The following is a 26,952-nucleotide window of genomic DNA, read 5'->3' on the forward strand; positions in this document are numbered from 1 at the left end:
GACCTCGAAGCTATGCGGCGGAAACGGACGGATCGTCAACTCCGGGAACTACCGGGTGTCACCCGCGCGGAGGGCTCCCGCATCCTCCTGAGGTCGCACCCCGTTCGCGCCGCCACTCCTCGGCGGCGCGGACCATGGCCCGTCCGACGTGGTCGAAGAACTCGCCGATTTCCCAGAGGCGGGCCGCCGCGCCGCTGTCGGCGCCGAGGGTCTCCGCGCCGGCACGGGCGAACTCGGCGAGCGCGGTGTTCTGGCGGGCGCTCGCCATCCAGCCGCGGAACCACGCGTCGGCGTCGATGACGTAGCGGTCGCGGCGGCTGCGCGGGTCCCGCTCACGGCGTACCAGTTCCTGCTGTTCGAGTTCGCCGATGGCCTTGGAGACCGAGGCGGGACTGACGTGGAGCCGCCGGACGAGCTCGGCGGCGGACAGGCTGCCGCTGTCGGTCAGGTACAGGCTGGTCAGGACGCGGGCCGTCATGCGCGACAGTCCCGTGCCGACGAGGATCGCCGTGAACCGCTCCGCGAGGTCGTCCGCCGTGCCGGCGGGCGGGGTGCCGGCCGGAGCGCCGGCAGCGGTGCCGGCCGCCGCGGGCCGCCGCCGGCGCGCGCGTTCCTGGGTGGAGCGGTGCGCCGGTTCGGCCCGGTAGCCGTCGGGTCCGCCGTTGCGCGCCACCTCCCGCGTGACGGTGGACAGCGGCCGGTCCAGGCGCAGGGCGATCTCCGTGGGGGAGAGGCCTTCCGCCAGGCCGTCGGCGATCTGCCGACGGTCCTCCAGGGTGAGCCTGCCTCCGGGCACGGGCCTCGCCTCCTCGTCGCTGGTGCGGTGGGGGCCAGTCTGACGTTCATCCACATGTCATTGCAAGTCGCTCCTTGCGTTCGCCCTCACAATCATTGCAAGTTTATGCCTATTTCCCTTGGCATATAGGAGATTTGGCCGCCTTCCAGCGTTGCCAAAAAGGTGAATGCAAGTTAGCTTTTCGTCATCGCTGAATGCCGGTCGGTGTTCACCGCCGCCACCACTCCCGTGAGGAGACCCCATGTCGTCGCTACTCCGCGCCTGGCACACCGCCTGGGCCGGCTGGCACCGGCCGCTGCTGCTCTGCGCCGTCCTGATGGCGCTGCTGACGCTCGGCTGCGGCGTCGGACTGGCCGTGGACGGACGGCAGTTGCTCGACGAGTCGGTCTGGGTCAAGCCGATGAAGTTCGGCTTCGCCTTCGCCCTCTACACCGGCACCCTCGCCTGGCTGGTCGCCAAGCTGGACAGCGGTGCCCGCCTCGGCCGGTGGACCGGCACGGTCTTCGCCCTGGCCGTGGTCGCGGAGGTCGGCGCCATCACCCTCCAGGCCGCCCGCGGCACCTTCAGCCACTTCAACGCCGACCGCACCGACCCGGTCACCACGGCCCTGGTTCCCGTCCTCACCTTCGGCGTGCTGGTCATCGTGGTCGCCCAACTCGTCGTCGGGGTGGTGGTGCTGGTCCAGCGCACCGGCGGGCCCGCCCTGAACCGGGCCATCCGCGCCGGCCTGGGCCTCGCCACCGCCGGCATGCTCATCCCCGTGTACTGGATGGCCTCCGGGATGCACCCCCGCACGGTGACCGACGCCAACGGCACGGAGGTCCCGATGTACCAGGGCCACGGCATCGGCGACCCCGACGGGCACGGCATGCCCCTCACCAACTGGAGCCTGACCGGTGGCGACTTCCGGGTCCCGCACTTCTTCGCCCTGCACGGCATCCAGGTGCTGCTCGTGGTCGCCGCGGTGCTGGCCGCCCTCGCCGTCACCCGGCCGTGGCTGCGGGCCGAGCGGGTGCGCGCCCGTCTCGTCGGCCGTGCCGCCCTCGGGTACGCGGGCCTCGTCGCGGTCGTGACCTGGCAGGCCGGCCGCGGCCAGTCCCTGGCCCACCCCGACGCCGCCACGCTGACGGCGCTCGCCGCGGTCCTGCTGGTCACGGCCGCGGGAACGGTCCGCACCGTCGTCACGGCCCGACGCGGGGCCACCACCGAGGACCCGGCGCCCGTGCCCGCGGTTGCCTCCCGCTGAGCCGGCCGGTCAGCCGCAGGGGCGGCTCATGTACAGCGCGATCTCGCCCGTCGCCGGGGTGCCGTCGTACAGGTGGGTGTCCAGCCCGCAGAAGGCGAAGCCGAGCCGCCGGTAGGCCCGCACCGCGGGCACGTTGACGCTGGAGACCTCCAGCCAGAGGTGCTCGGCACCCCGCTCGCGGCCGAACTCCGCCGCGTGCTCCATCAGGGCCCGGCCGATGCCGAGGCCGCGGTGGCCAGGGTCGACCTCGATGTCCTCGACGGTCAGCCGCCGGTTCCAGGGCGCGTACCGGACCGCCACGAAGCCGCAGACCCGGCCGTCCTCCCCGCCGTCGAGGGCGACCACCGTCCGCGCGTCGGCGGCGACGTCCGGGCCCAGCGACTGCTCGTCGTGCTCCTCGGGCGGGAAGACCTTGCGCACCGGCGGGTCCACGGCCCGCTCGCGGATGCCGAACCCGTCGGGCGTGACCACGACGTCCAGGACGGCGTCGGTGGTGAAGGAGCCGTCCAGGGCCTCGATGGGACCGGCGTCCCCGGGGCGCGCCACTCGGTAGGTGATCGTCACGGCACGACCGTACCCCTGCGCCCGTCAGGCCTGCAGGTCCCGGGTGCAGTGGGGGCCGGCGCGTCCCGGCGTCCGCGTGCCGGCGGGGCCCGTGCCCGCTGCGGATTCCGCCCGGGATCCCGCAGAACCCTCGCGTGTTACCCGGCGGTAGGCAATGATGGCGGCAACCATCCACACGGCCGAGGTGCTGAGGTAGCGGTGACGGGTTTCGAGGAACGGCCCACGGTGCACGCCTTCCGGGACGACGCGCTGGGGGAGCACGACGCCGTCGGGCTCGCGGCGGCGATCCGGCGCGGTGAGGTCGGCGCCGCGGAGGCCGCCCGGGACGCGGCGGAGCGGGTACGGGCCGTCGACGCGCGGCTCGGCGCCGTCCAGGTGTACGCCGACGCCCCGGCGCCCGCGGGCGGAGCGGCCCCCGCCGACGGCACGGCCGGTGCCTTCGCCGGCGTACCCACCTTCGTCAAGGACAACACCGACTACCAGGGCCTGCCCACAGGCCACGGCAGCGCGGCCTTCACCCCGCGGACCGCGCGCCGGCACGCGCCCTTCACCCGGCAGTTCCTGAGCAGCGGCGTCACGGTGCTCGGCAAGACCCGGCTGCCCGAGTTCGGCTTCAGCCCGAGCACGGAGTACGAGGGCGCGGAACCCGTACGCAACCCCTGGCACACGGGACACTCCGCGGGCGGCTCCTCGGGCGGCAGCGCCGCCCTCGTCGCCGCCGGGGCGGTACCCGTGGCGCACGCCAACGACGGCGGCGGCTCGATACGGATACCCGCGGCCTGCTGCGGGCTGGTCGGGCTCAAGCCGACCCGGGGCCGGGTCGTGCGCAACGCCCAGAGCCGCCAACTCCCGCTGGACATCGTCTCCGACGGGATCGTCAGCCGCTCCGTGCGGGACTCCGCGGCGTGGCTGGCCGCCGCCGAGGCCCACTGGCGCAACCCGAAGCTGCCGCCGCTGGGCCTGGTCGAGGGCCCCTCCGACCGGCCGCTGCGCATCGGCTTCCTCGTCGACTCGCCGAACGGGGTCAAGGCCGACGCCACCACCAGGGCGGCCGTCACCGAGACCGCGGCCACGCTGGAGGGCCTGGGCCACCGCGTCGAGCCCGTCGAGCTCGCCGTCGACCCCCGCTTCACCGACGACTTCCTCACCTACTGGGGACTGCTCTCCTTCCTCATCGGCGCCACCGGCCGCACCTTCGGCCCCGACTTCGACCGGCACCGCATGGACGGCCTCAGCCGGGGGCTGCGCGAGGAGTACCTGCGGCACTGGCGCGGCACCCCGGGCGTGCTGCGCCGCCTGAAGCGCACCAGGGAGGCGTACGCGGCGGCGTTCCGCGGACTGGACCTCGTGCTCTCGCCGGTGCTCGCGCACACCACCCCCGAGATCGGGCGCCTCAGCCCGGCCGTCCCGTACCGGGAGCTGGTCGAGCGGATCCTCGCCTACGTGGCGTTCACGCCGCTCAACAACGTCGTCGGGACCCCGTCGGTCTCGGTGCCGGCCGCGCGGGCGACCGAGGACGGGCTGCCCGTCGGCGTCATGTTCTCCGGCCGGCCGGGCAGTGAACGCCTGCTGCTGGAGGTCGCGTTCGCCCTGGAGGCGGACCGCCCGTTCCGGCGCATCCAGGACGTGTGACCCGGGCCGGCCGCCCGCCGCAGGGTCCCGCGGTCAGTCCACCGGCCAGGTGTGCACCGGGGCGTTGAGGTGCATGAACTCCATGTACTGGCAGGTCATCCGGCGCAGCGCCTCGTGCCGGTCGCGGTGCAGCGTGTCGTCCAGGTGGTGGAACATCTCCGCCTGCCAGGTCGCCCCGTTGCGCCCCGTCACACAGCGCTGCTCGATCACGCCCAGCAGCGGCTCCCGCCACGCGTCGTCCATGCCCGCGGCCGCCAGCCCCCGGTGCGCCAGCGGCAGCAGCCGGCGCAGCACGAGTTCGGCGGGCGGCACCTCGCCCATGCCCGGCCAGTACAGGGAGGCGTCCATGCCGTGCCGGGCGGCCGCGTGCAGGTTGTCCTCGGCGGCCGCGAAGGACATCCGGGACCACACCGGGCGCTCCTCCTCGACCAGCGCCCGGGTCAGGCCGTAGTAGAAGGCGCCGTTGGCGAGCGTGTCGGCGACCGTCGGACCGGCCGGCAGCACCCGGTTTTCCACCCGCAGGTGCGGCTTGCCGTGGGCGACGGCGTACACCGGCCGGTTCCACCGGTACACCGTCCCGTTGTGCAGCGTCAGCTCCGCCAGCTCCGGGACGTCCCCCGCCTCCAGCATCTCGTGCGGGTCCTCGTCCTCGCACAGCGGCAGCAGCGCGGGGAAGTAGCGCTGGTTCTCCTCGAAGAGGTCGAACACGCTGGTGATCCAGCGCTCCCCGAACCACACCCGGGGCCGCACGCCCTGGACCTTGATCTCCTCCGGCCGGGTGTCGGTGGCCTGCTCGAACAGCGGGATCCGGGTCTCGCGCCACAGCTCCTTCCCGAACAGGAACGGCGAGTTCGCCGCCAGGGCCACCTGGACACCGGCGATGGCCTGCGCCGCGTTCCAGTACGCGGCGAACTCCTCCGGCGCGACCTGGAGGTGGAACTGCGTGCTGGTGCACGCCGCCTCCGGGGTGATCGTGTCGGCGTACGCGCGCAGCCGCTCGATCCCGTCCAGCGCGAGCCGCAGGTCCTCGCCGCGGGCCGCGAAGACCTGCTCGTTGAGCAGGTGGTAGCGCGGGTTCTCGGAGAGCGCGTGCTCACCCACGTCCGACAGCCGCAGCGTCGGCAGGATCCCGACCATCAGCAGGTGCGCGCCGACCCCGGCGGCCCGCTCCTCGGCGTGGTTGAGGGCGTCGCGTATCTCCCGCTCCCAGGCGTCCGGGCCGCCCTCGGTCAGCCGCCGCGGCGGAATGTTGATCTCCAGGTTGAACCGGCCCAGCTCGGTCGCCCAGGCGGGGTCGGCGATCGCGGAGAGCACGTCCGCGTTCCGCATGGCCGCCTCGCCGGTGCCGTCCACCAGGTTCAGCTCGATCTCCAGCCCGACCTGGGGCCGCTCGTTGTCGAAGCGGGACTCCCTGAGCATGCGGGCGAGCGCGTCGAGGCAGGACTGCGTCTTGTTGCGGTAGCGGCGCCGGTCCTCCCGGGTGAACACCAGCGCCGGGACATCCCGTCCCATCGGACCTCCCGAGTCCCCCGGGCCGGGCCCGGGCACTCGTCGGCGTTCTCCCTCCAGCGTCGCACGTCCCCCGCCGCGCCGCCCGTGGCGTGCGGGGCGTCCTGGACTACGCTCGAAGAACGCGCGTCCGGATGCGTGCGCCGGGCGCGTACGAGAGAAAGGACGCGCCATGTGCCGCTGGCTCGCCTACGCCGGTGCCCCCGTCCTGCTGGACGACGTCCTGTACAAGCCGGACCACTCGCTGATCGACCAGAGCCTGCACTCGAAGCTGGGCGTGGAGACCACCAACGGCGACGGCTTCGGCGTCGGCTGGTACGGGGCGAACGGCGACCCCGAACCCGGCGTGGTCCGGGACATCGGTCCGGCGTGGAACAACCGCAACCTGCGGGAGATCGCCGCGCACGTGCGCTCGCCGCTGTTCTTCGCCCACGTCCGGGCCTCGACCGGCACGGCGGTGCAGCAGACCAACTGCCACCCGTTCCGGCACGGGCGCTGGCTGTGGATGCACAACGGCGCGATCACCGACTTCCACCGGCTGCGGCGCGACCTGTGCATGGCCGTGGACCCGGCGCTGTTCGCCTCCATCGAGGGCTCCACCGACTCCGAGGTGATGTTCTACCTCGCCGTGACGTTCGGCCTGGACCAGGACGTGCCCGGGGCGGTGGCGCGGATGGCCGGCTTCGTGGAGCGGCTGGGCAAGGAGCACGGCGTGGAGTCGCCGCTCCAGATGACCATCGCGGTCTCGGACGGCGAGCGGCTGTGGGCCTTCCGGTACTCCACCCAGGGCCGCTCCCGCTCCCTCTTCTACAGCAGCCGGGCCGACGAGATCCGGCAGCTCCATCCGAACCTGGCGTTCCTGCGCCTCTCCGACACCACCCGGCTGGTCGTCTCCGAACCGCTGGGCGACCTGCCCGGCGCCTGGAACGAGTTGCCGGAGAGCAGCTACATCATCTGCCCGACGGGGGAGGGCGAGGCGGACTACTTCCCGTTCTGGCCGGAGGACCCCTGAGAGGGGGCGGAGGGCCGCGCCGCAGGCAGCCGACGGCCCCCGCACGCGCGACGCGTGCGGGGGCCGCCGGCGCGCCAGCCGGACACCGCGGGCACCACACAGGACTTTCGCAACACCCCCTAACCCAGGAGGCGCCGCTTCTGCTCGGCGAACTCCTCCTCGGTCAGCACGCCCTGCTCCTTGAGGGCGCCCAGCTCCTTCAGCTGGTCGATCTTGGACGACATGTCGTCGGCCGGCGCGGGCGGGGGCGGCGGAGGCTGGTACGCCTGCTGGGGCGCCATCTGCGCCTGCTGCTCCTCCTCCTGCCGGGCCCAGCGGCCGGCCTGACGGCGGCTCACACGGTTGGACACCGCGGTGGCGGTGCCGGCGACGACGGCGGTGCGGGCGACGCCGCGAAGAAGTCCGGGCATGATCCTCATCTCCAGGCCGGGCCGGGGTTCACTCCCCGTCGTACGTCTCTTCCAAGGCGTCCAGCGACGCCAGCAGCGCCTGGACGGGGATCCGTCCGGCTGCGACGAGCTGCGCCCCGCCGCGCCGGAGGGCGCGGGCGAACGGCGCCGCCCAGGTGTTCTCGTACACGATGATCCCGGCCGAGTTCCCGGGTTCCAGGGCGCTGCCGGCCTCGTCCAGGTCGCCCTGGTCCAGGAGGCCCGACGAGGCTCCCTCGAACACGGACAGGTCGACCTCGCCGCCCAGGTCCTGGAGCTCCACCGCGGTCACGGTGCCGTCCAGGTCCTTGCGGACGAAGACGAAGTCGAAGATGCGGATGATCCCGCGGTCGACGAGATCGACGAGGATCGGGAGTCCCTCACCCGTCATCCGGTTGCCCGGGAACTCGACCACGACGTAGTCGACCGGGCCCAGTTCCTCGATGTCACCGAAGCCCGGCGCGGTCTCGGCCTCGCTGCTCATGCGCAGCTCCTGTCGGTATGGGGTGAAATGTCATCTCATTCCAGCACGCAGCCCGGGCCCCCGCACGTCCGGAACGCCTCCGCCGAAGAGCCGTCGCCAGTCCGATGAGCCCACCGGCGAGGCGCCCGGCCGGGCCACCGCTCCCGTGGCACGCTGCGGGCATGACACAGGCGGATGCGGCCGGCAAGGCGGCGGGCGCGAGGGTCGTCCTGCTGACCCTGGCGACGGGTCAGTTCCTGATGGCCCTCGACAGCTCGGTGATGAACGTTTCCATCGCGACGGTGGCGGAGGACATCGGCACGACGGTGAGCGGCATGCAGGGCGCGATCACCGCGTACACCCTCGTCATGGCGATGCTCATGATCAGCGGCGGCAAGGTCGGCGCGCTCATCGGCCGCAGGCGGGCCTTCATGATCGGCTGCATCATCTACGGGTGCGGGTCCCTGCTGACCTCGCTCGCCCCCAACCTGACCGTCCTGATGGTGGGCTGGTCGTTCCTGGAGGGCGTGGGCGCGGCCCTGATCATGCCGGCCATCGTGGCGCTCGTCGCCTCGAACTTCGACAAGGAGCAGCGCCCGGGCGCGTACGGCCTGGTCGCCGCCGCGGCTGCGGTGGCCATCGCGGTGGGCCCGCTCATCGGCGGCCTCGCCACCACCTTCTTCTCCTGGCGCTGGGTGTTCGCGGGCGAGTCCGTCCTGGTCGTCGCCATCCTGTTCCTGGCCCGCCGGTTCGCCGACGCCCCCGTGGACCGCCGTCCGCACATCGACGTACCGGGCGCGATCCTGTCCGCCGCGGGCATCGGACTGTTCGTCTTCGGCCTGCTGCGCACCAGCGAATGGGGCTGGTTCCGGCCCAAGCCCGGGGGCCCCTCCTGGTTCACACTCTCGCCCGTCGTCTGGCTGATGCTCGCCGGGGTGCTGCTGGTCTGGCTGTTCTTCCGCTGGGAGGCACGCCTGGTGGAGCGCGGGGCGGAGCCGCTGGTCGATCCCGGGCTCCTGGAGAACCGCCAGCTCACCGGCGGCCTGACCATCTTCCTCTTCCAGTACCTCGTCCAGATGGGCGTGTTCTTCGTCGTCCCCCTCTACCTGTCCGTGGCGCTCGGCCTCTCCGCCCTCCACACCGGTGCGCTGATCCTCCCGCTCTCCCTGACGCTGCTCGCCGCCGCGGTCGGGATCCCGAAGTTCCTGCCGCGCGCGTCGCCGCGGCGCGTGGTGCGGTTCGGCATCCTGGTGATGTTCATCGGCGCCGGGGTCCTGATGGCGCTGCTCGATCCGGACTCCGGCCCCGAGGTCGTCACCGTCCCGATGCTCCTGATCGGCCTCGGGATCGGGGCCCTCGCCTCCCAGCTCGGCGCCGTCACCGTGTCCGCCGTACCGGACGAGCAGAGCGCCGAGGTCGGCGGCATCCAGAACACCGTCACCAACCTCGGCGCCTCGATCGGCACCGCCCTCGCCGGCTCGATCATGGTCGCCGTGCTGGCCTCGTCCTTCCTCGCCACCATCGACCAGAACCCGGCGGTCCCGGCCGAGGTGAAGACCCAGGCGCACACCAACCTCGCCGGCAGCGCCCCCTTCCTGTCGGACGCCCAGCTGGAGGATGCGCTCGACGCGGCGGGCACGGACCCGGCGGTGACGGAGGCCGCGCTGGAGGCGAACGACACCGCGCGCATCGAGGGGCTCAAGGCGGCGCTCGGCATCCTCGCCTTCGCCGCCCTGGTCTCCCTCTTCTTCACCCAGCGGATCCCGGGGGCACAGCCGGGCGCGAAACGGGCGGCGGCCGGCGCCGACGCCCCTGCCTGATGCAACGCCGGCGCCCCGCCCGGAGGGCGGCGCCGGTGGCGCCGGATCCGGGCGGGGCGTCGTGGGCAGTGCGGTCAGGAGGGGCCGGGCGGCGAAGACGGGCCGGGCGGTCCCGGCGACACCTTGTCGGCCGGCTCGTCCGCGGCCTCGGGATGGCTGTCCGCGGCGAGGAACTCCGCCACCGCGAGCGCGAAGAGCAGGGCCAGCGCCAGCCCCAGGACCACCCAGCCCGTCGGGTAGGACCACAGGATGTAGACCAGGGCGGCCACCGCCACCAGCCCCCAGGTGATCCAGGTGCGGTGCCGCCGGACGAAGGGGCCCACGGGACCGGTGCGCAGCCCCAGGCGGTCGGCGGCGGCCCGGGTCGAGGAGATGCCGGAGTGCCACAGCGAGCGGGCCGCCGTCGCGTACCGGCCGGGGCCGGAGAGCCAGGCCGCGAGGGCCACCACCACGCCGAGGACCACGACCATGCGGATCGTCGTGCGCAGCAGGCGGATCATCGCGTCGTACACCGAGCCGGCGGCCGGCTGGGACACCGTGTCCGGCAGCGCGTTCAGGTAGACCGTGCGGAAGACCGTCAGGACGACGCCCAGGACGAGGGCGGCGAACGCGAGGCCCAGCGCCCCCGCGACCAGGGTGCGGCGGCGGTGGACGGAGGTCAGGATGCCGGCGACGACCAGCAGCACGGCCACGATCGGCAGCCACACCCCGGCCAGCTCCAGCAGCCGGAAGCCGGTCTTGACCCGGCCGATGTCCTCGGACTGCACGACGGTGAAGTCGGTGTGGATCTCGGGGATCTTCGCCGCGACGTTCATCCCGGAGTCCACCAGGCGCTGTTTGACCTGCTCGACGACCGGCGCGAGGTCCACCGTCACCGTGTCGTTCTTGATCTCCACCGCGCCGTCGCCGCTGCCGGTCAGCGCCCGGACCACGGAGGTGTGGATGGTGCGGTTGGCGTTGGTCCAGATGTTCTCGAAGGCGTCCGACGCGACGACGTCCCGCGCCTTCTCCTTCACGAAACTTGCGACCGCGTCCTCCAGCGAGCCGCCCAGCTTGCCCAGCGCCTTCTCCAGCAGCGGCCGGTCCTCGGGGGCCGCGTCCGTGAGCAGCGTGGCGAGGTCGAGCCGTTCCTTCACGGCGTTGGTCACCCGGTTCGCCACGGCCTCCTGGACGTCCGGGTCGGAGGCGAGCGGCGCGACCGTGGAGACGTACCGGTCGGTGTTCCCCACGATCTGGGAGGTCCACGCGGCGACGATGCCCAGCGGGGCCAGTACGCACCCGATCACGATCAGCAGCGTGGACAGCAGCGCCCGCATCCGGTGGTGCTCGCGCGGTGGCCGCTGCGCGGTCGCCTTCTCGGCCTCCAGCGCCGCGATCCTGGCCCGGAGCGCGGCGATCTCACCCGCGCTTTCCTCACCCTGACCCTGCACGGCTGACCTCCTACGGCGTCGGGGCACGGGAGCCGCAGGGGCGGCCCACGTGCCCCACAGCCTGCCGCCGGCCCGCGCGGGCGGCACGCAGTGCGCGGCCGACCGGATGACGGCGGGCCCGCCGGGAACCGCGTGGCAGGACCGGTGGCCACCGGTCGGGCGCGGGCGCATGGCGCGCGCCACGGCGGGCAGCCGCGGGCCATCAGGACCATCCAGGGGGGACGGGAGCCAGCCATGTCCACCGACGCGATCGTGATGCTGAGGGACGACCACAAGGAGATCAGGAAGCTCATCCGCGCCTGCCGGGCCGCGGCGGACGGCCAGGACCGGCCCGCCGGCGCGGACACCGGGGGCACCGCGGACACCGCGGACACCGGCGGCGGCACCCCGGCCGCCGAGGCCGTCAAGGAGTTGCTCCACCTGCTGAGCGTCCACACCTACCTGGAGGACGAGGTCATGTACCCGCGGGCCCGCCGGCTGGTGCCGGAGACCGGCGGGACCGTGCTCCGGTTCCACGAGGAGCACCACGTCGCGGACGTCCTGGCCGGCGAGCTGGAGGCCATGGACAGCCGGGACGAGGGGTACGCGGCGAAGGCCGCCGTGCTGATGGACGCCGTGGAACGGCACATGAAGGCGGAGGAGGAGGGGTGGTTCCCCCAGGTCCGCGCCGCCGTGGGCCGCAAGGAACTGCAGGCCATCGGCGCCCGCATGGCCGAGCTGCGCGAACTGGCCCCGCAGCGGCCCCGCCGGACGCTGCTGCGGAAGGTCGCCGACGCGCTGTCCGCGGCATGAGCCCCGGCCCGGCGGGGGCCGCCGGACCACCGGGACGGGCGGAAAGGGCTGCCCGCCCGCCCGTGGCCCGGCGGCCCCCACCGGGCCGGTCTCCGGGCCGGACGCGCCCCGCCGCGTCCTCCGGCGGTTCAGCCCTCGACGCCCGTGGCCGAGTGGGCCGCGCCCACCGGCTTGGACTCCGGGGATCCGCGCTGCCGGAGGTAGACGGAGAGGATCGCCATCGCCGCGACCGCGAGCAGCTCGGACTGCCAGTTCTGCAGCGAACGGTTCCAGAAGTCGGCCGAGGCCAGGTACGCACCCCAGCCCACCGGTTCCTCCAGCTGCCGCAGCTGCTGCTCGTCGTACGCAGCGACGCCCGTGATGGACTGCGCCAGCCACGAGAGCAGGAACAGGCAGGCCATCACGGTGCCGAGCGAGCGCGCGTACAGAGCCTGGCGCCAGCCGCCGCGACCCGCCCACCGCGGCGACTCCGGCCGGGCGTGCTCGCCCATGCGCTGCTCGCGCTCGCTCTCCGGCCCGGCCTTGTGCAGCTCCTTCGACTCGGGCGAGCCCCGCTGGAGCAGCCAGACCGTGCCGAAGATGTAGAGGAAGAACTGGAGGAACTCCGACTGCCAGTTCTCGGTCACGTCCACGGCGAAGTCGGAGGACATCAGGTACTCGCCGAGGCTGAGCTGCTGGAGACCGTCCACGGCGAGCGCCTCGTTGAACTCGGCGTGCCCGGCGAGCGCCTGGCCGGCCAGGACTACGAGGAACGCGGAACCGAACGCCAGGGTCAGGCTGTTGTCGTGCCAGAAGCCCCGCCGCCGGCCGCGCCCGCCGCCCGCGGGGCTCACCGGTGCATCACCCCGATGGCGATGAAGTAGCCGAGCCCGCCGACGACGACCACCAGGCAGGCGACGAACAGTGCGCGCATCTCAGGCCCCTTCCACCGTGCACCGGTACGGGAGGTCCCCGCGCGGCTCGCAGCCGGCGGCCACCACCCTCCAGCCGCCGCGGAACTGGGAGAGGAACAGCGTGTCGGCCGTCAGCCGCAGCAGCGCCTGGCGCCCGTACACCTCGGTGCCGTGCACCGCGCCGCCGCGCGGCAGGTCCTGGTCGCCCAGGGCGGCGGCACAGGGCCGCTCCTCCTGCTCCTCCAGCCGGGTACGCGTGACCGGGGCGAGCAGCGCGCAGGCGGCGGCGTGGTCACCGGCGGCCAGGGCGCGCTCGAAGGCGGCCCCGGCCTCCCGGGCCGCGTCCTGCCGGGAGGCGGGCGCCCCGCACCCGGACAGCAGCACGGCCGCCGCGGCGCAGACGAGCACGGCCCCCGGGGGGCGCGTGCGACGCGCTGTCCGGGGCGGCGGCGCCCCTGCGGTGGTGTCCATCGGCTGCTCCTCGGCCGGGCACCGGCGACGGCCCGCCGGCGTTCGCCGGAGTGTTCCCGCCGACCGCCCGGCCCAGCCGCGCCGTGCCGGAAAATCCACCCGCCGGCCGCACCCGGCCGCACCCGGCCGGACCCGGCCGGACCCGGCCGCAGCCGGAGGACAGGCCTCAGGGGCGGTCCTCCTCGAAGCGGCGGAGCAGGTCCGCCGCGACGCTCACCGCGATCGTCGCGGGTTCCTTGCCGGTGATCCCGGGGATCCCGATCGGGGTCCTGATCCGGTCGATCGCCTCGGCGTCGTGGCCGCCCTCGGTGGCCAGCCGCTGCCGGAACCGCGCCCACTTGGCGGCCGAGCCGATCAGCCCGACCGAGCCGAGGCCCTCCGTGCGCAGGGCGGCGTCGCAGAGCGCGGCGTCCTCCGCGTGGTCGTGCGTCATGATCAGGACGTGCGTGCCGGCCGGCAGCCGCTCCAGCACCTCCTCCGGGAGCAGCGGGGTGTGGTGCACCCTGATCTGCGCCACCGCGTCCGCGAGCACGTCCAGCCGTTCCTCCGTGAGCATGTCCGGCCGCGAGTCGACCAGGTGCAGGTCGAGGTCGTGGCGGGCCAGGATGCGGGCCAGCTCCAGCCCCACGTGGCCGACGCCGAAGACCGCCACCGCCGGGACCGTCGGCAGCGGTTCGAGCAGTACGCCGACGGCGCCGCCGCAGCACTGCACGCCGTGCGGGCCGCTGACCTTGTCGTTCAGGGCGAAGTCCAGCAGCTCCGGTTCCGGGCCGGGCGTGCCGATCAGCTCCCGAGCCCGGTCGATCACGACGGCCTCGATGTTGCCGCCGCCGATCGAACCCCAGGTCGCGGTCCGGCCCACGACGAGCTTGGCCCCCGCCCTGCGGGGTGCGTGGCCGCGCACGGTCGCGACGGTCGCGAGCACGCCGGGTTCCCGGCGCGCCCGCAACCGCGCGACCGCGGCCACCCAGGTGGTGTCAGGCATGGCTCAGGGCGCCGGAGTCCGTGCGGGACGCCGCGCCGCGGCGCGGGGCACCGCCGTCGGCCCGCGCACCGCCGGCCCGGGCGGCCTCGACCGCCCAGTACACCGCCTCGGGCGTCGCGGGAGAGGCGAGCTCGACGCAGACCCCCTCGGGCCCGAAGGCGGCGGCCGCCTGCCGCAGCGCCTCGCGCACCGAGAACGCCAGCATCAGCGGGGGCTCGCCCACCGCCTTCGAGCCGTAGACCGCGCCCTCCTCGGTGGCGTTCTGCAGCAGCCGTACGTGGAACTCCTCGGGCATCTCCGAGAAGCTCGGCAGCTTGTACGTGCTGGCCGCCCGGGTCAGCAGCCGGCCGCGGTCCGGGCCGTCCCCGGTGTCCCAGCGCAGGTCCTCCAGCGTCAGCCAGCCGGCACCCTGCACGAAGCCGCCCTCGACCTGTCCGACGTCGATCATCGGGGACAGGCTGTCTCCGACGTCGTGCACGATGTCCACCCGCCGGATGCGGTACGCGCCGGTGAACCCGTCCACCTCCACCTCGGCGGCGGCGGCGCCGTACGCGAAGTACTTGAACGGCGAGCCGCGGAAGGCCTTGGCGTCCCAGTGCAGGCCCTCGGTCCGGTAGAAGCCGGCCGCCGACAGCTGGACCCGCTGGACGTACGCGGTGCGCACCAGGTCGTCCCAGGCCAGCTCCCGGTCGCCGCCCAGGACGCGTGCGACGCCCTCGGTGATCCGCACGTCACAGGCGTTGGCGCCGAGCCGGGTGCCCGCCACCCGCAGCAGCCGTTCCAGCAACTGCTCGCAGGCGTTCTTCACCGCCGCGCCGTTCAGGTCGGTGCCCGCGCTGGCCGCGGTGGCCGAGGTGTTGGGCACCTTGTCGGTCCGGGTCGGGGCCAGCCGCACCTTGTGCAGCGGGATGCCCAGCGTGGTCGCGGCCACCTGCAGCATCTTCGTGTGCAGGCCCTGGCCCATCTCCGTGCCGCCGTGGTTGATCAGGACCGAGCCGTCCTTGTAGATCAGCACCAGCGCCCCGCCCTGGTTGAAGGCGGTCAGGTTGAACGAGATGCCGAACTTGATGCCGGTGACCGCGAGCGCCCGCTTGGTGTGCGGGTGCGCGGTGTTGAAGGCCGCGATCTCCCGCTGCCGGTCGGCGAGGCCGGCGTCCTGCCGCACCTGCTCCCAGACGGTGGAGATCCGCTCGGCCTGGGTGACCGGCTGCCCGTACGGGGTGGTCTGGCCCTGCCCCGGCCGGTAGAAGTTCCGCTCCCGCAGCTCCATCGGGTCCAGGCCGAGCAGCGGCGCGCACCGGCCCAGGATGTCCTCGATCACCAGCATGCCCTGGGGCCCGCCGAACCCGCGGAAGGCGGTGTTCGAGACCTTGTTGGTCCGGGCGATGCGCCCGGCGACGCGGGCGTTCGGGATCCAGTACGTGTTGTCGATGTGGCACAGCGCGCGGGCCACCACCGGCTCCGACAGGTCCAGGCTCCAGCCGCCGTCCGCGGTCAGCGTGGCCTCCAGGGCCTGGATGCGGCCCTCGGCGTCGAAGCCGATCCGCCACTCGGCGTGGAAGCCGTGGCGCTTGCCGGACATGGTCAGGTCCTGGGTGCGGTTGAGCCGTACCCGGACCGGCCGGCCGGTCAGCCGGGCGCCGAGCGCGGCGACGGCCGCGAAGCCGTGCGGCTGCATCTCCTTGCCGCCGAAGCCGCCGCCCATGCGCAGGCACTGCACGGTCACCTCGTGGCTGTGCAGGCCCAGTACGTGCGCCACGATCTCCTGGGTCTCCGAGGGGTGCTGGGTGCTGCTCTGGACGAACACCTGCCCGTTCTCGTCGATCAGGGCCAGGGCCGCGTGCGTCTCCAGGTAGAAGTGCTCCTGGTCGGAGAACAGGAACTCGCCGGTGAACACGTGTGCGGAGTCGGCGAAGCCGGCCGCCACGTCGCCGGACTCCATCACGGGCCGGGCGCCGTGGAAGCTGCCTGCGGCGATGGCGTCCGGCAGCGTGAGGACGGAGGGCCGCTCGTCGAGCTCCACCTCGACGGCCTCCGCCCCGAGCCGAGCCGCCTCCAGCGTCTCGCCCAGCACCCAGGCGACCGCGTGGCCGTGGAACATGACCTCGTCGGGGAAGAGCGGCTCGTCGTGCTTCATGCCCGCGTCGTTGACGCCCGGCACGTCGGCGCCGGTCAGCACGCGGACCACGCCCGGCACGGCGAGCGCGGGCGCGGTGCGCAGCGCGGTGATCCGGCCGTGGGCCTTCATGACCTGCACCGGGTAGGCGTGCAGCACGTCCTTGGTGCGGTGGACCAGGTCGTCCGTGTAGAGCGCGGCGCCGGTCACGTGCAGGTGCGCGCTCTCGTGCGGCATCGACACGCCCACGACGGGCTTCTCGGGACGCTCGGACAGTCGGCTCATGACGTCACCGCCTCGGTGGTCTGCGCGTACAGCTTCAACAGGCTCTGGCCGAGCATCGCGGAACGGTAGCCCGCGCTGGCCCGGTGGTCGTCCATGGGGGTGCCCTCGGTGCGCAGCACCTCGGCCGCGGCGCCCACGGTCTCCGCCGACCACGGCCGGCCCTCCAGGGCCGCCTCGGCGGCCAGGGCGCGCAGCGGGGTGGCGGCGACGCCTCCCAGGCCGATGCGGGCCCTGCGGACGGTGCCGTCCTCGATGTCCAGTGCGAACGCCACGGCCACGCTGGAGATGTCGTCGAAACGCCGCTTCGCGATCTTGTGGAACGCGGTCACCGGAGCGAGCGGCAGCGGAATCCGCACGGCGCGGATCAGCTCACCGGGCCTGCGCACGCTCTGCCGGTAGCCGGTGAAGTAGTCGCGGAGCGGCACCTCGCGCTCCCCGTCGGCGCCGGCCAGCACCAGCGACGCGTCCAGCGCGAGCAGCGCCGGCGGGGTGTCGCCGATGGGGGAGCCGGTGCCCAGGTTGCCGCCCAGGGTCGCGCTGTTGCGGATCAGCCGGGACGCGAACTGCGGGAACACCTGCGCCAGCAGGGGGATCCGCCCGTCGAGGCGCCGTTCGAGCTCGGTGAGGGTCAGGGCCGCGCCGAGCTCGACGTGTCCGGACGCGAAGCGCAGTTCCCGGAGTTCGGCCAGCCGGTCGACGGCCACCACACAACTCGCGCGCCGGGAGCGGATGTTCACCTCCACGCCCCAGTCGGTGCTGCCTGCCACCACCACGGCCTCGGGACGTTCGCCCAGCAGGCGCAGCGCCTCCGGGAGGCTGGCGGGACGCAGGAACGCGCTGCCGCCCTCGGTGTACGCGGTCGCGGCCGGGGCGGGCGGCGCCTGCTCGCGGCGGCGCGCCAGCGGGTCGTCCTCGGCGGGCTCGCCGACGGCGAACGCGGCGTCGCGGATGGGCCGGTAGCCGGTGCAGCGGCACAGGTTGCCGCTCAGCGCGTGCAGGTCGAAGCCGTTCGGGCCGTGCTCGGGGTCCGGAGCGCCGGCCCGGTCCGGGGAGCCGGCCGGGTGCGGGGCCCCCGCCGGGTCCGTGCCGGCGGTGGGCTCGGCGTGGGCGCAGCGGCCGGGCCGGTAGAACTCGGCGGCCATGCTGCAGACGAACCCCGGTGTGCAGTATCCGCACTGGGAGCCGCCGCGCACGGCCAGCTCCTGCTGTACGGGGTGCAGCGCGGGCGGCGTACCGCCCTCACCGCCCGTGGCGAGGCCCTCCGAGGTGACGACCTCCTGGCCGTCGAGCGCCGCGGCGGGCACCAGGCAGGCGTTGACCGCCACCCAGTCCGTGGGCTTGTCCACGCCTGGCCGTGCCACCAGCACCGAGCAGGCGCCGCACTCGCCCTCGGCGCAGCCCTCCTTGGTGCCGGTCAGGCCGCGCTGGCGCAGGAAGTCCAGCAGGGTGGTGTGGGGAGCGGCGGGGGCGAGCGGGGCCGCCGTCCCGTTGACCGTGATCCGCGCCGCGGTCATCGCATGTCCTCGTCTCGGTGGGCGTTCGTACTGTCGGTTCTGGTCGCCATGGCAGCAGCCTTCTGTTTCGGGTGGCGCAGCTCAGGAACCCGGCGCGCGCTCGACACGCAACGGCGTGCGGCAGCCGGGTGGGGAAATCAGAGGGAATCAGAGAACACGAAAGGGCCCGGGCCCGCGATCGGGCACACCGGGAAAGGGGGACGGCTCAGCAGCCGTGCGCTACACGGCCCGGGGTCCAGGCGGTCTCGTGAGCCGAGCGGGGCGCGGGGAAGACGACCGGCATCCGACGCCGCCCCCTTCCGTCATCTCACGAACCAGTGCGCCCGAAGCTACGTCGCCCCAGGTCCGCAGGTCAAGCCCCGCCGGGAGCCGGCGCCGGGCGCCGGGCGCCGGGCGGAGCCGACGGGTAGCGTGGGGGCGGGGGAGGGCCGAGACGACCCGTCGGCAACGGAAGGACGGACTCCGCAGTGCCTTCCCGCGATCAGGACCACGGCACCCCGGACGCCCGCCCGCACGGCCGGTGGCGCCGTTCCCGCAGCACCCGGCACGGTCCCCTCGGTACGCGGCGCCGTCCGCTCGGCACCTGGCCGGCCGTCGGGCTCACGGTGGCCGTGCTCGCGGCCGCCAACGTCCTCATCCACGAGTGGTCCGGCGCGGCCGCCCTGCTGACGTCCGTCGCGGCGGCCGCCCTGCTGCTCGGCGTGCTCTTCCGGGCCGGCGGCACCCTGGCCGACGCGGGCCTGGCGCCCGGCACGCTGGGCCGCGGCGCCCGCTGGGCGCTGGCGCTGATCGGCCTGGTCGGCGCCGTCTACCTGATCGGGGCGCTGCTGCCGGCCACCAGGCCGCTGTTCGAGGACCGGCGGTACGCGGAGATGGACGCGGGCCAACTCACGCTGCGCGTCACCGTACTGGTCCCCCTCGGCACCGTCCTGCTGGAGGAGACCGCGTTCCGCGGTGTGCTGTACGGGCTGGTCGCCCGGGCCCGGGGCACCGGGTGGGCGACGGCCGTGTCGAGCGTGCTGTTCGGCCTGTGGCACGTCCTGCCCTCGCTGCGCCTGTCGACGGCGAAGCCCGCGCTCGACCCGGTGTTCGGCGACTCGGCGTTCGGGGCCGGGCTGGCGGTCGCGGGCGCCGTGCTGTTCACGGCGGCCGCGGGCGTCCTGTTCTGCGAACTGCGGCGCCGCAGCGGCAGTCTGCTGGCGCCGATGGGGCTGCACTGGGCGGTCAACGCGCTCGGCTACCTCTTCGGCTTCGTGCTGCGCTGACCGCTCCGCGGGTCCGGCGCGCGCCCGGTCAGTCCTGGGGCCGGACGAGCTCCTTCAGCCGTTCCAGGTCCTGCGGCGTGAATCCGGTGGGCCGCATCACGGCGTTCCAGCCGTCGACGTACTCGGCCTTGTACGTGTGGCCGTGGCCGTCCGGCACCCCGGTGGAGAACGGCAGGTCGGCGGTGACCTGCCAGAACGTCACGAACGGGATCCACACCATCGCTTCGAGCACGTCGCCGCCCGGCGCCTCGCCGATCCAGTCGGGTTCGGAGAGCAGCAGCTCGGGGCTCCACCAGACGATCGGGTCGGACGGGTGCATCAGGTACAGCACCCGCGTGCCGTCCCACGGCCGGTCCGCCGGCGGGATCCCGGACGCCGGCCCGTCGGTGAAGCGTACGGTCCGCCCCTCCTTGTAGACGGGCTCGATCTCGGGGCTGCCGGGCTCGCGCTGGTCGCTGAACTCCCGGAACAGGACGTTGAAGTTGGGCGGCCCGGCGAACAGCGTGCCGGCGGTGCGGTTGCGCAGGTCGTACTCGCCGCTGAAGGCCGTCTCGCCGCCGAACGAGCCGAGGCTCTCGCCCGCCACGAACAGCCGCGGCCGCCGGTCCTGGGGCAGCCCGGACCAGACGTCGTACACCGCGTCGAAGAGCTCGCGGCCGGCCTCGCGCGCCTTGGACTGGTCGACGAGGTACGACAGCCACGACGGCAGGTACGAGTACTGCATCGCGACCGTGGCCGCGTCGCCGCTCCCCAGGTACTCGAACGTGTCCACGGCCGCCGGGTCGACCCAGCCGCTGCCGGTGGTGGTCATGACCAGCAGGTTCGCCCGGTCGAAGCCGCCCGCCCGCTGCAGGTCGGCGACGGCCCGCTCGGCCCGGTCCTCCGCGCTGCCGGCCGTGTCCAGGCCGGCGTAGGCGCGTACGGGCTCCCGGGCCGTGCGGTGCGTGAACGCGCCGATGTCCGCGGCGGTCGGACCGCTGCCGGTGAAGGCCCGGCCCTGGCGGCCCAGCGTGTCCCACGGGATGAGCGAGCCGGGGCCGCCGGAGCGCAGGGTGGAGGTGGGCTGGTGCACGCCCTCGGGCGTCTCCGTGTCGCGCAGCGAGAACGCCTCGTTGGCGGCGTTGACGAAGCCGCCCAGCAGCACGCCGCTGAACACGGACCAGGCCAGGCCCGCCACCACGAGCCAGCCGACCACCTTCGTGGCCTTCGCGCCGATCCAGCGCCCGAGGAGGCGGACGACCCAGTGGTACGCGCGCCGGAGCCCACGTCCCGCGTAGAGGAGCAGCCAGAAGACGAGCAGGGCGATGAACGGGCAGGCGACGGTGGCGAGGACGCTGAAGTCGGTGACGCCCATCAGCCTGCGGATCTCCCGCTGCCAGTACTGGCCGAACCCGAAGGCGAGGCCGAACAGCACGACGGCGGTGATGATCAGGACCTGCCACGACCGGTGCGAGGCGGGCCGCGCCTCCCGGTCGGCGAACGCGCGCCACACGTACGCGGCGACGACGCCGAGCCCGTATCCGATGGCCCCGCTGATGCCGCAGATCAGGCCTTGGAGGACGCCGCCGCGGGGGAGCAGCGAGGGGGTGAACGACAGGCAGGCCAGGAGCAGGGCGCCCCAGCAGCCGGGCAGCGTGAGGCTGATCCACCGGCGGCGCCTGCGGGAGAGCGGCGGCGCGGGTTCCCCGGCGGGCGCCGGTGCTTCGGCACGCGCCGGCTCCTCCGGGGGCTCCGGTTCGTCGGGAGGCCTCGGCCGGCCGGTGATCATCGCGCGTCCCCGGAGCGCCTGGCCACCCACTTGCCCAGCTCCCACAGGACCAGCAGCACCAGCGCGGCCAGCACGGCCCAGCCGAACTGGCGGGCGTCGATCCGGGTCGTCCCGAGCAGGTTCCGGAAGCCGTCCAGCTGCGTCACCAGCACGGCGAGCACCAGCTGGGCCAGCGCCACCCAGTTCATCTGCCGGCTGTCGAAGGTGTCGGGCGTCAGCACCGACTCCGTCTCGCTGCGGCACTCGAACGCCGCCACGATCAGGCAGAGGGAGAACGCCGTGAACGCGATGGACTGGCCGGTCTCCACACCGTCGAACAGCTCCTCGCCGAGCTTGACGAGCCCCAGCAGCAGGATGGTGACCGCGAGCCCGGCGAGGCCGACCGTGACGAGTACGGGACGGGTGAGCACAGACTCCCCGCGGGGGCGCGGTCTGCGGCGCATCAGCCCCGGGCTCTCCCGGTCGAAGCCGAGCGCGAAGCCGAAGGACGCGTTCACCACGAAGTGGATCCACAGCACCTGCGGCGGCGTGAAGGGCTCGCCCGCCGCGATGTCGAAGACGGTGGCGCCGAGGAACGTGAGCACGAACGTCACCAGCAGGAGCAGGACGAACCGGATGTACTTGGTGAGGTTGTCGTAGATCCTGCGGCCCTGCCGCACCGCGTAGACGATGGTGGCGAAGTTGTCGTCGGAGAGGATCATGCGGCCGGCGTTCTTCGCGACGTCCGTGCCGCTGCCCATCGCGATCCCGATGTCGGCGGCCTTGATGGCCGGGGCGTCGTTGACGCCGTCCCCGGTCATCGCCACGACCTCGCCCTTCTTCTTGAGCGTCTCGGCGAGCAGCACCTTGTGCTCCGGCGCGACACGGCCCACCACGCCGATCCCGTCAATCCGGGCGAGCTGCTCCTCCTCGCTCATGGCGGCGAACTCGGCGCCCAGGACCGCCTCGCCGGGGATCCCGAGCTGACGGGCGATGGCCGCGCCGGTGGTGACGTCGTCCCCGGTGACCATGCGGACCCGGATGTGCGCCGCCTGAGCGCCCGCCACGGCGTCCCTGGCCTCCTCGCGGGGCGGGTCGACCATGCCGACGAGGCTGGTCACCCGCAGGTCGGTGACGTACCCGAGCAGGTCGCCCGCCGGGTCGAACCCGGCCGGGTCGAGGTCCCGGGTGGCGGCGGCCATCACCCGGCGCCCCTCGCCGCCCATCCGCTCGGTCTGCGCGTCGGCGCGTTCGGCCAGCGCGGCGTCCCAGGGGATCGCCCCGCCGCCCGCGAGGGCGGTCGCCGCCCGTGTCGTCACCGCCGGGACCGCGCCCTTCACGAAGCACCGGACGACCTCCCTGCCGTCGGCGTCGACCGCGGAGTGGAAGGTGGCCATCAGCTTGTAGCCCGGGTCGAACGGCAGCGTGGCGAGCCGGGGGAGGCGCTCCCTGGTGGCGTCGGCGTCCAGCCCGGCCTTGTGCCCGAGGACCAGGAGCGCCGCCTCGGTGGGGTCACCCACCGGCACGCCGTCCACCAGCCTGGCGTCGTTGGTGACGAGGTACGGCAGGACCGCCTCCTCCACGCCGGCCGTGGTCCCCGCCGCGTGGTTGACCTGCCCCTCCAGCCCGTAGCCCGTACCGGAGACCGTGTACCGGCCGGTGGGTGTCACCACCTCGACGACGGTCACCTGGTTCATCGTCAGGGTGCCGGTCTTGTCGGAGTTGATCGCCGAGGTAAAGGCCAGGGTCTCGACCGACGGCAGCTCCTTCACGATCGCGTTCCGCTCGGCCAGGTTGAGACTGCCGACGGACAGGATCGCCTGCGTGACGGTCGGCAGCGCCTCCGGGATCGCCGCGATGGCCAGCGACACCGCGCTGACGAACAGGGCGTCCCACGCCTGGTCCCGCTGCCGGCCCAGCGCGAACATCACGATCATGGTCAGGCCGGCCGCCGCGGTGATCCACAGCGTCAGGGTGTTGAGCTCCCGGGTGAGCGGCGGCACCTCCTTCTCGGTGGCCGACAGCATCCCGGAGATCTTGCCGAGTTCGGTGTCGGCACCGGTCGCGGTGACGACCAGCACGCCGCTGCCGTGTGTGACCGGCGTGTTCATGAAGGCCATGTTGGTCCGGTCCCCGGGCGTCGGCAGCGGCCCGGCCAGCGCCCCGGTGTCCTTGGCGGCGGGCACGCTCTCGCCGGTGAGCGCGGACTCGTCGATCTGGAGGGCACTGGCCTCGACGATCCGGCCGTCCGCCCCCACCTGGTCCCCGGCCGAGACGAGCACGATGTCGCCGACCACCAGCTGCTCGGCCGGGATCTCGGCCTCCACGCCCTGCCTGCGCACCCGGGCCGTGGCCTTGAGCATCGACTGCAGCGCGTTCATCGCGCTCTCCGCCTTGCCCTCCTGACGCAGGCCCACGACCGCGTTCAGCAGCGTCAGGACGACGAGCAGGACCGCCGTCGTCCACTCCTGGATGAGCAGGGAGACGATCGCGGCCGCCACGAGCACGAGCTGCATGTAGCTGCGGTACTGGGCGAGGAAGCGGCGCCAGGCCGGGATCCGCCGCTCCTCGGGGAGCGCGTTCGGACCGTGCGCCCTCAGCAGCTCCGCGGCCCGCTCCGCCGACAGGCCGGCCTCGGGATCGACGCCGAACGCGCCGAGGACCTCGGCCGGCGTCCGGGCGTACCAGTCGTCCCCCGCGGCCCCGTGCGCCCCTCCCGGGGCAACCGACCGTTCCGTCATGGTCCCGCCTCCGATCCGTGGCCTGTTCATTGTCGGCGTGGCCGCCCGACTTCGCCTGCCGGAGCCGGGGCGGCCCCCGCCCTGCCCACGGCGGGACGAGCAGCAGGTCAGCGCGGGGGAGCGGCGGCTCGACGGGTACCGTGCGGGGTGATGGAGCACAGGCGGGCCGGCCGCCCGGACGCGGAAGGACCCGACCCTGAACACTCAGCTCGCGGAGGCGCTGTCCGCGGCCCTGCTCGTGCTCGTCCTGGTCTGCGCCGTCGTCCGCCCCTTCGGCTGGCCCGAGGCGGTGACCGCCGTCCCGGCCGCAGCCCTGCTCGTCGTCACCGGCGCGATCTCCCCCGAAGACGCGCTGGCCGAGGCCGAGCGCCTCGGACCGGTCGTCGGCTTCCTCGCCGCCGTGCTGGTCCTCGCCAAGCTCTGCGACGACGAGGGGCTGTTCCAGGCGTGCGGGGCGTGGATGGCGCGTACGGCGGCGGCCCGGCCGCGCCGGCTGCTGGCCCAGGTGTTCCTGGCCGCCTCCGCGATCACGGCGGTGCTCAGCCTCGACGCCACGGTGGTGCTGCTCACCCCGGTGGTGTTCGCCACCGCCGCCCGGATCGGCGCCCGCCCCAAGCCGCACGTGTACGCCTGCACCCACCTGTCGAACACGGCGTCCCTGCTGCTGCCGGTCTCCAACCTGACCAATCTGCTGGCCTTCACGGCCAGCGGCCTCGCCTTCACCCGGTTCGCCGCGCTGATGGCCCTGCCGTGGGCCGCGGCCATCGGGGTCGAGTACCTGGTCTTCCGCCGTTTCTTCGCCGCCGACCTCGACGCCGGGGCGGAGGCGCCCGCGGCCGTCGAAACGCCGCCGCTGCCCCTGTTCGCCCTCGTCACCGTGGGGTGCACGCTGGCCGGCTTCGTGCTGACCTCGGCGGTCGGCGTCGACCCCGCGTGGGCCGCCCTCGCCGGGGCGCTGGCCCTCGCCGTACGCGCTCTGGTACGGCGGCGCACGACCCCGCGGGCCCTGCTGAGTGCCGCCTCCGTGCCGTTCCTCGCCTTCGTGCTGGCGCTGGGCGTCGTGGTGCGGGCCGTGGTCGACAACGGGCTCGACGACGTACTGGGGCGGGTCGTCCCGGACGGCACGTCGCTGCCGGAACTCTTCGCGCTGGCCGCGCTGGCCGCCGTACTCGCCAACGTGATCAACAACCTGCCGGCGGTCCTCGTCCTGCTGCCGCTCACCGCCCCGCTGGGACCGGGAGCCGTCCTCGCCGTCCTGCTGGGCGTCAACATCGGCCCCAACCTCACCTATGCGGGCTCCCTGGCGACCCTCCTGTGGCGGCGCATCGTCCACGCGCACGACAGTGAGGTGGAACTGAAGGAGTTCACCCGGCTCGGCCTGTACGCGGTGCCGGCCGCCCTGGCCGCGGCGGTACCGGCACTGTGGGTCTCGCTGGCCGTCATCGGAGGAGGCTGACGCCCGTGCGCGTGGTCGTCTGGATTGTCGAGGGCACCTGGCCCGCCTGCGTGGACGCCGCGCGCGCCCACGCCCCGGCGGACGCCGCGATCGTCCTGCTGCACGTCACGCCGGCCGGTGTACCGGGCGCCGCGCACGGCGCGTTCGCCGGCCTGCTGGGGCGGGGCCACCCGCCGGAGGACCGCCCGGCCGGAGGCTGGGGGAGCGACCCGGGCACCCGCATGGAGCACCTCGCCACCGCCTCGGCGGAACGACTCCTCCGCGACGCCGCCGACCGCCTGGGCCGGCCCTGTACGCGCCGCGAGCGCACCGGCCGGGTCGAACGCGAGGTGCTCGCCGAGGCCGGTGCGGCCGACCTGCTGGTCCTGGCCCGCGACGGGGACCGCGCCCACCCCGGCCCGCACGGCATCGGCCCGGCCGCACGCCACGTCGTCGACCACGCCCCGTGCCCGGTCCTCCTGGTCTGGCCGGACCCCGCACCGCCCGGCCGCGCCCCGCGGCCCGGCCCACCGGAGACGTGACACGGGCGCGCCACCACCCCGGCGGCGTCCGGCGTGATCCGGGGGAGACGGCCTAGCGTGGGGGGATCCCGACCCGGAGGACGCCCCGTGCCGACTGACCGAGGACCCCACCACCCGTGGGCGGACCACGTGTCCGTCCCCGCCCTGCCCCGGCTCGACGCCATGCTCGCCGACCTGGAAGAGCTGGTGACCTGCGAGTCGTACTCCGCCGACCACACCGCGGTGGCCCGCAGCGCGCACGTCGTCGCCGAGCAGGGCACGCGGCTCCTCGGCGGGCAGCCCCACACGCTCGTCGTCGACGGCGTCACCCACGTCCGGTGGACCTTCGGCAGCCCGCGCGTCCTGCTGGTGGGCCATCACGACACCGTCTGGCCGATGGGGTCGCTCGCCGGCCACCCCTGGTCGGTGGAGGACGGCGTCGCCCGGGGGCCCGGCGTCTTCGACATGAAGGCCGGCCTGGTCCAGATGTTCCACGCCCTGGCCTCCCTGCCCTCGCTCGACGGGGTGTGCGTCCTGGTCACGGGCGACGAGGAGGTCGGCTCCGGCACCTCCCGCCACCTCGTCGAGGACCTGGCGCGGCAGTGCGCGGCGACCTTCGTCCTGGAGCCGTCAGGCCCGGGCGGAGCGCTCAAGACCGGCCGCAAGGGCGTCTCCTTCTACGGGATCACGGTACTCGGCCGCGCCGCGCACGCCGGCCTGGAGCCCGAGAAGGGCATCAACGCGGCCACCGAACTCGCCCACCAGATCCTGGCGTTGCGGCAGATCGCCGACACGGTGAACGAGCGCACCGGACCCGGGACCACGGTCACCCCGACCCTGGCCTCGGCCGGCAGCACGGCCAACACGGTCCCCGCCCGCGCCGAGCTCAGCGTGGACGTACGCGTCCCCGGCGCCGCCGCCCAGGACATCACCGACCGCCTGATCCGCGCCCTGCGCCCGCACGACCCGGAAGCGAGCCTGCGCATCTCCGGGGGCCCGAACCGCCCGCCCCTGGAAACCACCGCCTCCGAGAAGCTCTTCGCCCTGGCCGAGGACATCGCCGCCCGCCTGGGCATGGCCCCCCTGGGCCGGGCCGGCGCCGTCGGCGGCGGCTCGGACGGCAACTACACCGCCGGCGTCGGCTGCCCCACCCTCGACGGCCTGGGCGCCGTGGGCGACGGCGCCCACGCCGACCACGAGCACGTCCTCACCCCCGAGATGCCTCCCAGGTCCCGCCTCCTGGCCCACCTCGTGGGAGCCCTGCAATGACCGCACCTGACGGTGCGT

The 26,952-nt window shown here is 74.0% G+C and carries 22 protein-coding genes; 9 read left to right on the forward strand and 13 right to left on the reverse strand.

Annotated elements, in window-relative coordinates; all coding sequences use genetic code 11:
- Positions 1-58: 58 nt before the first annotated feature.
- A complete protein-coding gene (locus tag ACIF6F_RS19280; protein ID WP_399948015.1) occupies positions 59-796 on the reverse strand; it encodes a MarR family transcriptional regulator in 738 nt (245 codons plus the stop codon).
- A gap of 241 nt (positions 797-1,037) precedes the next feature.
- Here ACIF6F_RS19280 and ACIF6F_RS19285 point away from each other — a divergent pair, with 241 nt between their 5' ends.
- Entirely contained in the window at positions 1,038-2,042 is a 1,005-nt protein-coding gene (locus tag ACIF6F_RS19285; protein WP_399948016.1) for a hypothetical protein, read from the forward strand.
- Positions 2,043-2,051: 9 nt separating this feature from the next.
- Here the strand turns inward: ACIF6F_RS19285 and ACIF6F_RS19290 are convergent, their stop codons facing one another.
- Entirely contained in the window at positions 2,052-2,606 is a 555-nt protein-coding gene (locus ACIF6F_RS19290; protein WP_399948017.1) for a GNAT family N-acetyltransferase, read from the reverse strand.
- A 198-nt stretch (positions 2,607-2,804) separates the two neighbouring features.
- Between ACIF6F_RS19290 and ACIF6F_RS19295 the strand changes: the two genes are divergently transcribed.
- Positions 2,805-4,238 carry an amidase gene (locus tag ACIF6F_RS19295; RefSeq protein ID WP_399948018.1) on the forward strand — a complete coding sequence of 478 codons (1,434 nt, stop codon included), beginning with the start codon at positions 2,805-2,807 and terminating at the stop codon, positions 4,236-4,238.
- A gap of 33 nt (positions 4,239-4,271) precedes the next feature.
- On the opposite strand, the gene ACIF6F_RS19300 is transcribed toward ACIF6F_RS19295, so the two are convergent.
- Positions 4,272-5,750 (reverse strand): glutamate-cysteine ligase family protein, encoded by a 1,479-nt coding sequence (locus tag ACIF6F_RS19300; RefSeq protein WP_399948019.1) that lies wholly within the window; start codon positions 5,748-5,750, stop codon positions 4,272-4,274.
- Between the two features lie 169 nt (positions 5,751-5,919).
- On the opposite strand from ACIF6F_RS19300, the gene ACIF6F_RS19305 reads away from it, so the two are divergent.
- Entirely contained in the window at positions 5,920-6,759 is an 840-nt protein-coding gene (locus ACIF6F_RS19305; RefSeq protein ID WP_399948020.1) for a class II glutamine amidotransferase, read from the forward strand.
- Between the two features lie 119 nt (positions 6,760-6,878).
- On the opposite strand, the gene ACIF6F_RS19310 is transcribed toward ACIF6F_RS19305, so the two are convergent.
- Together ACIF6F_RS19310 and ACIF6F_RS19315 are read right to left on the reverse strand one after the other, a co-directional pair.
- Positions 6,879-7,169, reverse strand: coding sequence for an SHOCT domain-containing protein (locus ACIF6F_RS19310; protein ID WP_399948021.1), 291 nt, complete (start codon positions 7,167-7,169; stop codon positions 6,879-6,881).
- Between the two features lie 28 nt (positions 7,170-7,197).
- Positions 7,198-7,671: a DUF6325 family protein gene (locus ACIF6F_RS19315; protein ID WP_399948022.1), complete on the reverse strand. Its 474-nt coding sequence runs from the start codon at positions 7,669-7,671 to the stop codon at positions 7,198-7,200.
- A gap of 161 nt (positions 7,672-7,832) precedes the next feature.
- Between ACIF6F_RS19315 and ACIF6F_RS19320 the strand changes: the two genes are divergently transcribed.
- Complete coding sequence (locus ACIF6F_RS19320; RefSeq protein WP_399948023.1) at positions 7,833-9,470, forward strand: MFS transporter; 1,638 nt, start codon at positions 7,833-7,835, stop codon at positions 9,468-9,470.
- Between the two features lie 74 nt (positions 9,471-9,544).
- Here the strand turns inward: ACIF6F_RS19320 and ACIF6F_RS19325 are convergent, their stop codons facing one another.
- Positions 9,545-10,900, reverse strand: coding sequence for a hypothetical protein (locus tag ACIF6F_RS19325; RefSeq protein WP_399948024.1), 1,356 nt, complete (start codon positions 10,898-10,900; stop codon positions 9,545-9,547).
- Between the two features lie 234 nt (positions 10,901-11,134).
- Here ACIF6F_RS19325 and ACIF6F_RS19330 point away from each other — a divergent pair, with 234 nt between their 5' ends.
- Positions 11,135-11,692 (forward strand): hemerythrin domain-containing protein, encoded by a 558-nt coding sequence (locus ACIF6F_RS19330; RefSeq protein ID WP_399948025.1) that lies wholly within the window; start codon positions 11,135-11,137, stop codon positions 11,690-11,692.
- A 128-nt stretch (positions 11,693-11,820) separates the two neighbouring features.
- Here the strand turns inward: ACIF6F_RS19330 and ACIF6F_RS19335 are convergent, their stop codons facing one another.
- From ACIF6F_RS19335 to ACIF6F_RS19355, 5 genes are all read right to left on the reverse strand, one after another.
- Complete coding sequence (locus tag ACIF6F_RS19335) at positions 11,821-12,525, reverse strand: DUF6766 family protein (protein WP_399948026.1); 705 nt, start codon at positions 12,523-12,525, stop codon at positions 11,821-11,823.
- A gap of 81 nt (positions 12,526-12,606) precedes the next feature.
- Positions 12,607-13,056: a hypothetical protein gene (locus ACIF6F_RS19340; protein ID WP_399948027.1), complete on the reverse strand. Its 450-nt coding sequence runs from the start codon at positions 13,054-13,056 to the stop codon at positions 12,607-12,609.
- A gap of 166 nt (positions 13,057-13,222) precedes the next feature.
- Positions 13,223-14,041, reverse strand: coding sequence for a xanthine dehydrogenase accessory protein XdhC (gene xdhC, locus ACIF6F_RS19345; RefSeq protein ID WP_399948028.1), 819 nt, complete (start codon positions 14,039-14,041; stop codon positions 13,223-13,225).
- On the reverse strand, positions 14,034-16,442 hold the full coding sequence (gene xdhB, locus ACIF6F_RS19350; RefSeq protein ID WP_399948029.1) for a xanthine dehydrogenase molybdopterin binding subunit: 2,409 nt from the start codon (positions 16,440-16,442) through the stop codon (positions 14,034-14,036). The genes xdhC and xdhB overlap by 8 nt, the downstream gene beginning before the upstream one ends.
- On the reverse strand, positions 16,439-17,956 hold the full coding sequence (locus ACIF6F_RS19355; protein WP_399948030.1) for a xanthine dehydrogenase small subunit: 1,518 nt from the start codon (positions 17,954-17,956) through the stop codon (positions 16,439-16,441). The genes xdhB and ACIF6F_RS19355 overlap by 4 nt, the downstream gene beginning before the upstream one ends.
- A 467-nt stretch (positions 17,957-18,423) precedes the next feature.
- Between ACIF6F_RS19355 and ACIF6F_RS19360 the strand changes: the two genes are divergently transcribed.
- Positions 18,424-19,221 carry a lysostaphin resistance A-like protein gene (locus ACIF6F_RS19360; protein WP_399948031.1) on the forward strand — a complete coding sequence of 266 codons (798 nt, stop codon included), beginning with the start codon at positions 18,424-18,426 and terminating at the stop codon, positions 19,219-19,221.
- A gap of 28 nt (positions 19,222-19,249) precedes the next feature.
- Here the strand turns inward: ACIF6F_RS19360 and ACIF6F_RS19365 are convergent, their stop codons facing one another.
- On the reverse strand, positions 19,250-20,989 hold the full coding sequence (locus ACIF6F_RS19365) for an alpha/beta hydrolase (protein ID WP_399948032.1): 1,740 nt from the start codon (positions 20,987-20,989) through the stop codon (positions 19,250-19,252).
- The gene (locus ACIF6F_RS19370) at positions 20,986-23,709 is read right to left on the reverse strand and encodes a cation-translocating P-type ATPase (RefSeq protein WP_399948033.1); all 2,724 of its coding nucleotides are present in this window, start codon (positions 23,707-23,709) and stop codon (positions 20,986-20,988) included. The genes ACIF6F_RS19365 and ACIF6F_RS19370 overlap by 4 nt, the downstream gene beginning before the upstream one ends.
- 196 nt (positions 23,710-23,905) lie before the next feature.
- Here ACIF6F_RS19370 and ACIF6F_RS19375 point away from each other — a divergent pair, with 196 nt between their 5' ends.
- The 3 genes from ACIF6F_RS19375 to ACIF6F_RS19385 all read left to right on the forward strand — a co-directional run bounded on the left by ACIF6F_RS19375 (position 23,906) and on the right by ACIF6F_RS19385 (position 26,934).
- A complete protein-coding gene (locus ACIF6F_RS19375; RefSeq protein WP_399948358.1) occupies positions 23,906-25,165 on the forward strand; it encodes an SLC13 family permease in 1,260 nt (419 codons plus the stop codon).
- A 5-nt stretch (positions 25,166-25,170) separates the two neighbouring features.
- A complete protein-coding gene (locus tag ACIF6F_RS19380) occupies positions 25,171-25,686 on the forward strand; it encodes a universal stress protein (RefSeq protein WP_399948034.1) in 516 nt (171 codons plus the stop codon).
- A gap of 162 nt (positions 25,687-25,848) precedes the next feature.
- Positions 25,849-26,934 (forward strand): M20 family metallopeptidase, encoded by a 1,086-nt coding sequence (locus ACIF6F_RS19385; RefSeq protein ID WP_399948359.1) that lies wholly within the window; start codon positions 25,849-25,851, stop codon positions 26,932-26,934.
- Positions 26,935-26,952: the final 18 nt, after the last annotated feature.

Source organism: Streptomyces sp. NPDC086023 (assembly GCF_044540325.1).
In the GTDB taxonomy this organism is placed as follows: Bacteria; Actinomycetota; Actinomycetes; order Streptomycetales; family Streptomycetaceae; genus Streptomyces.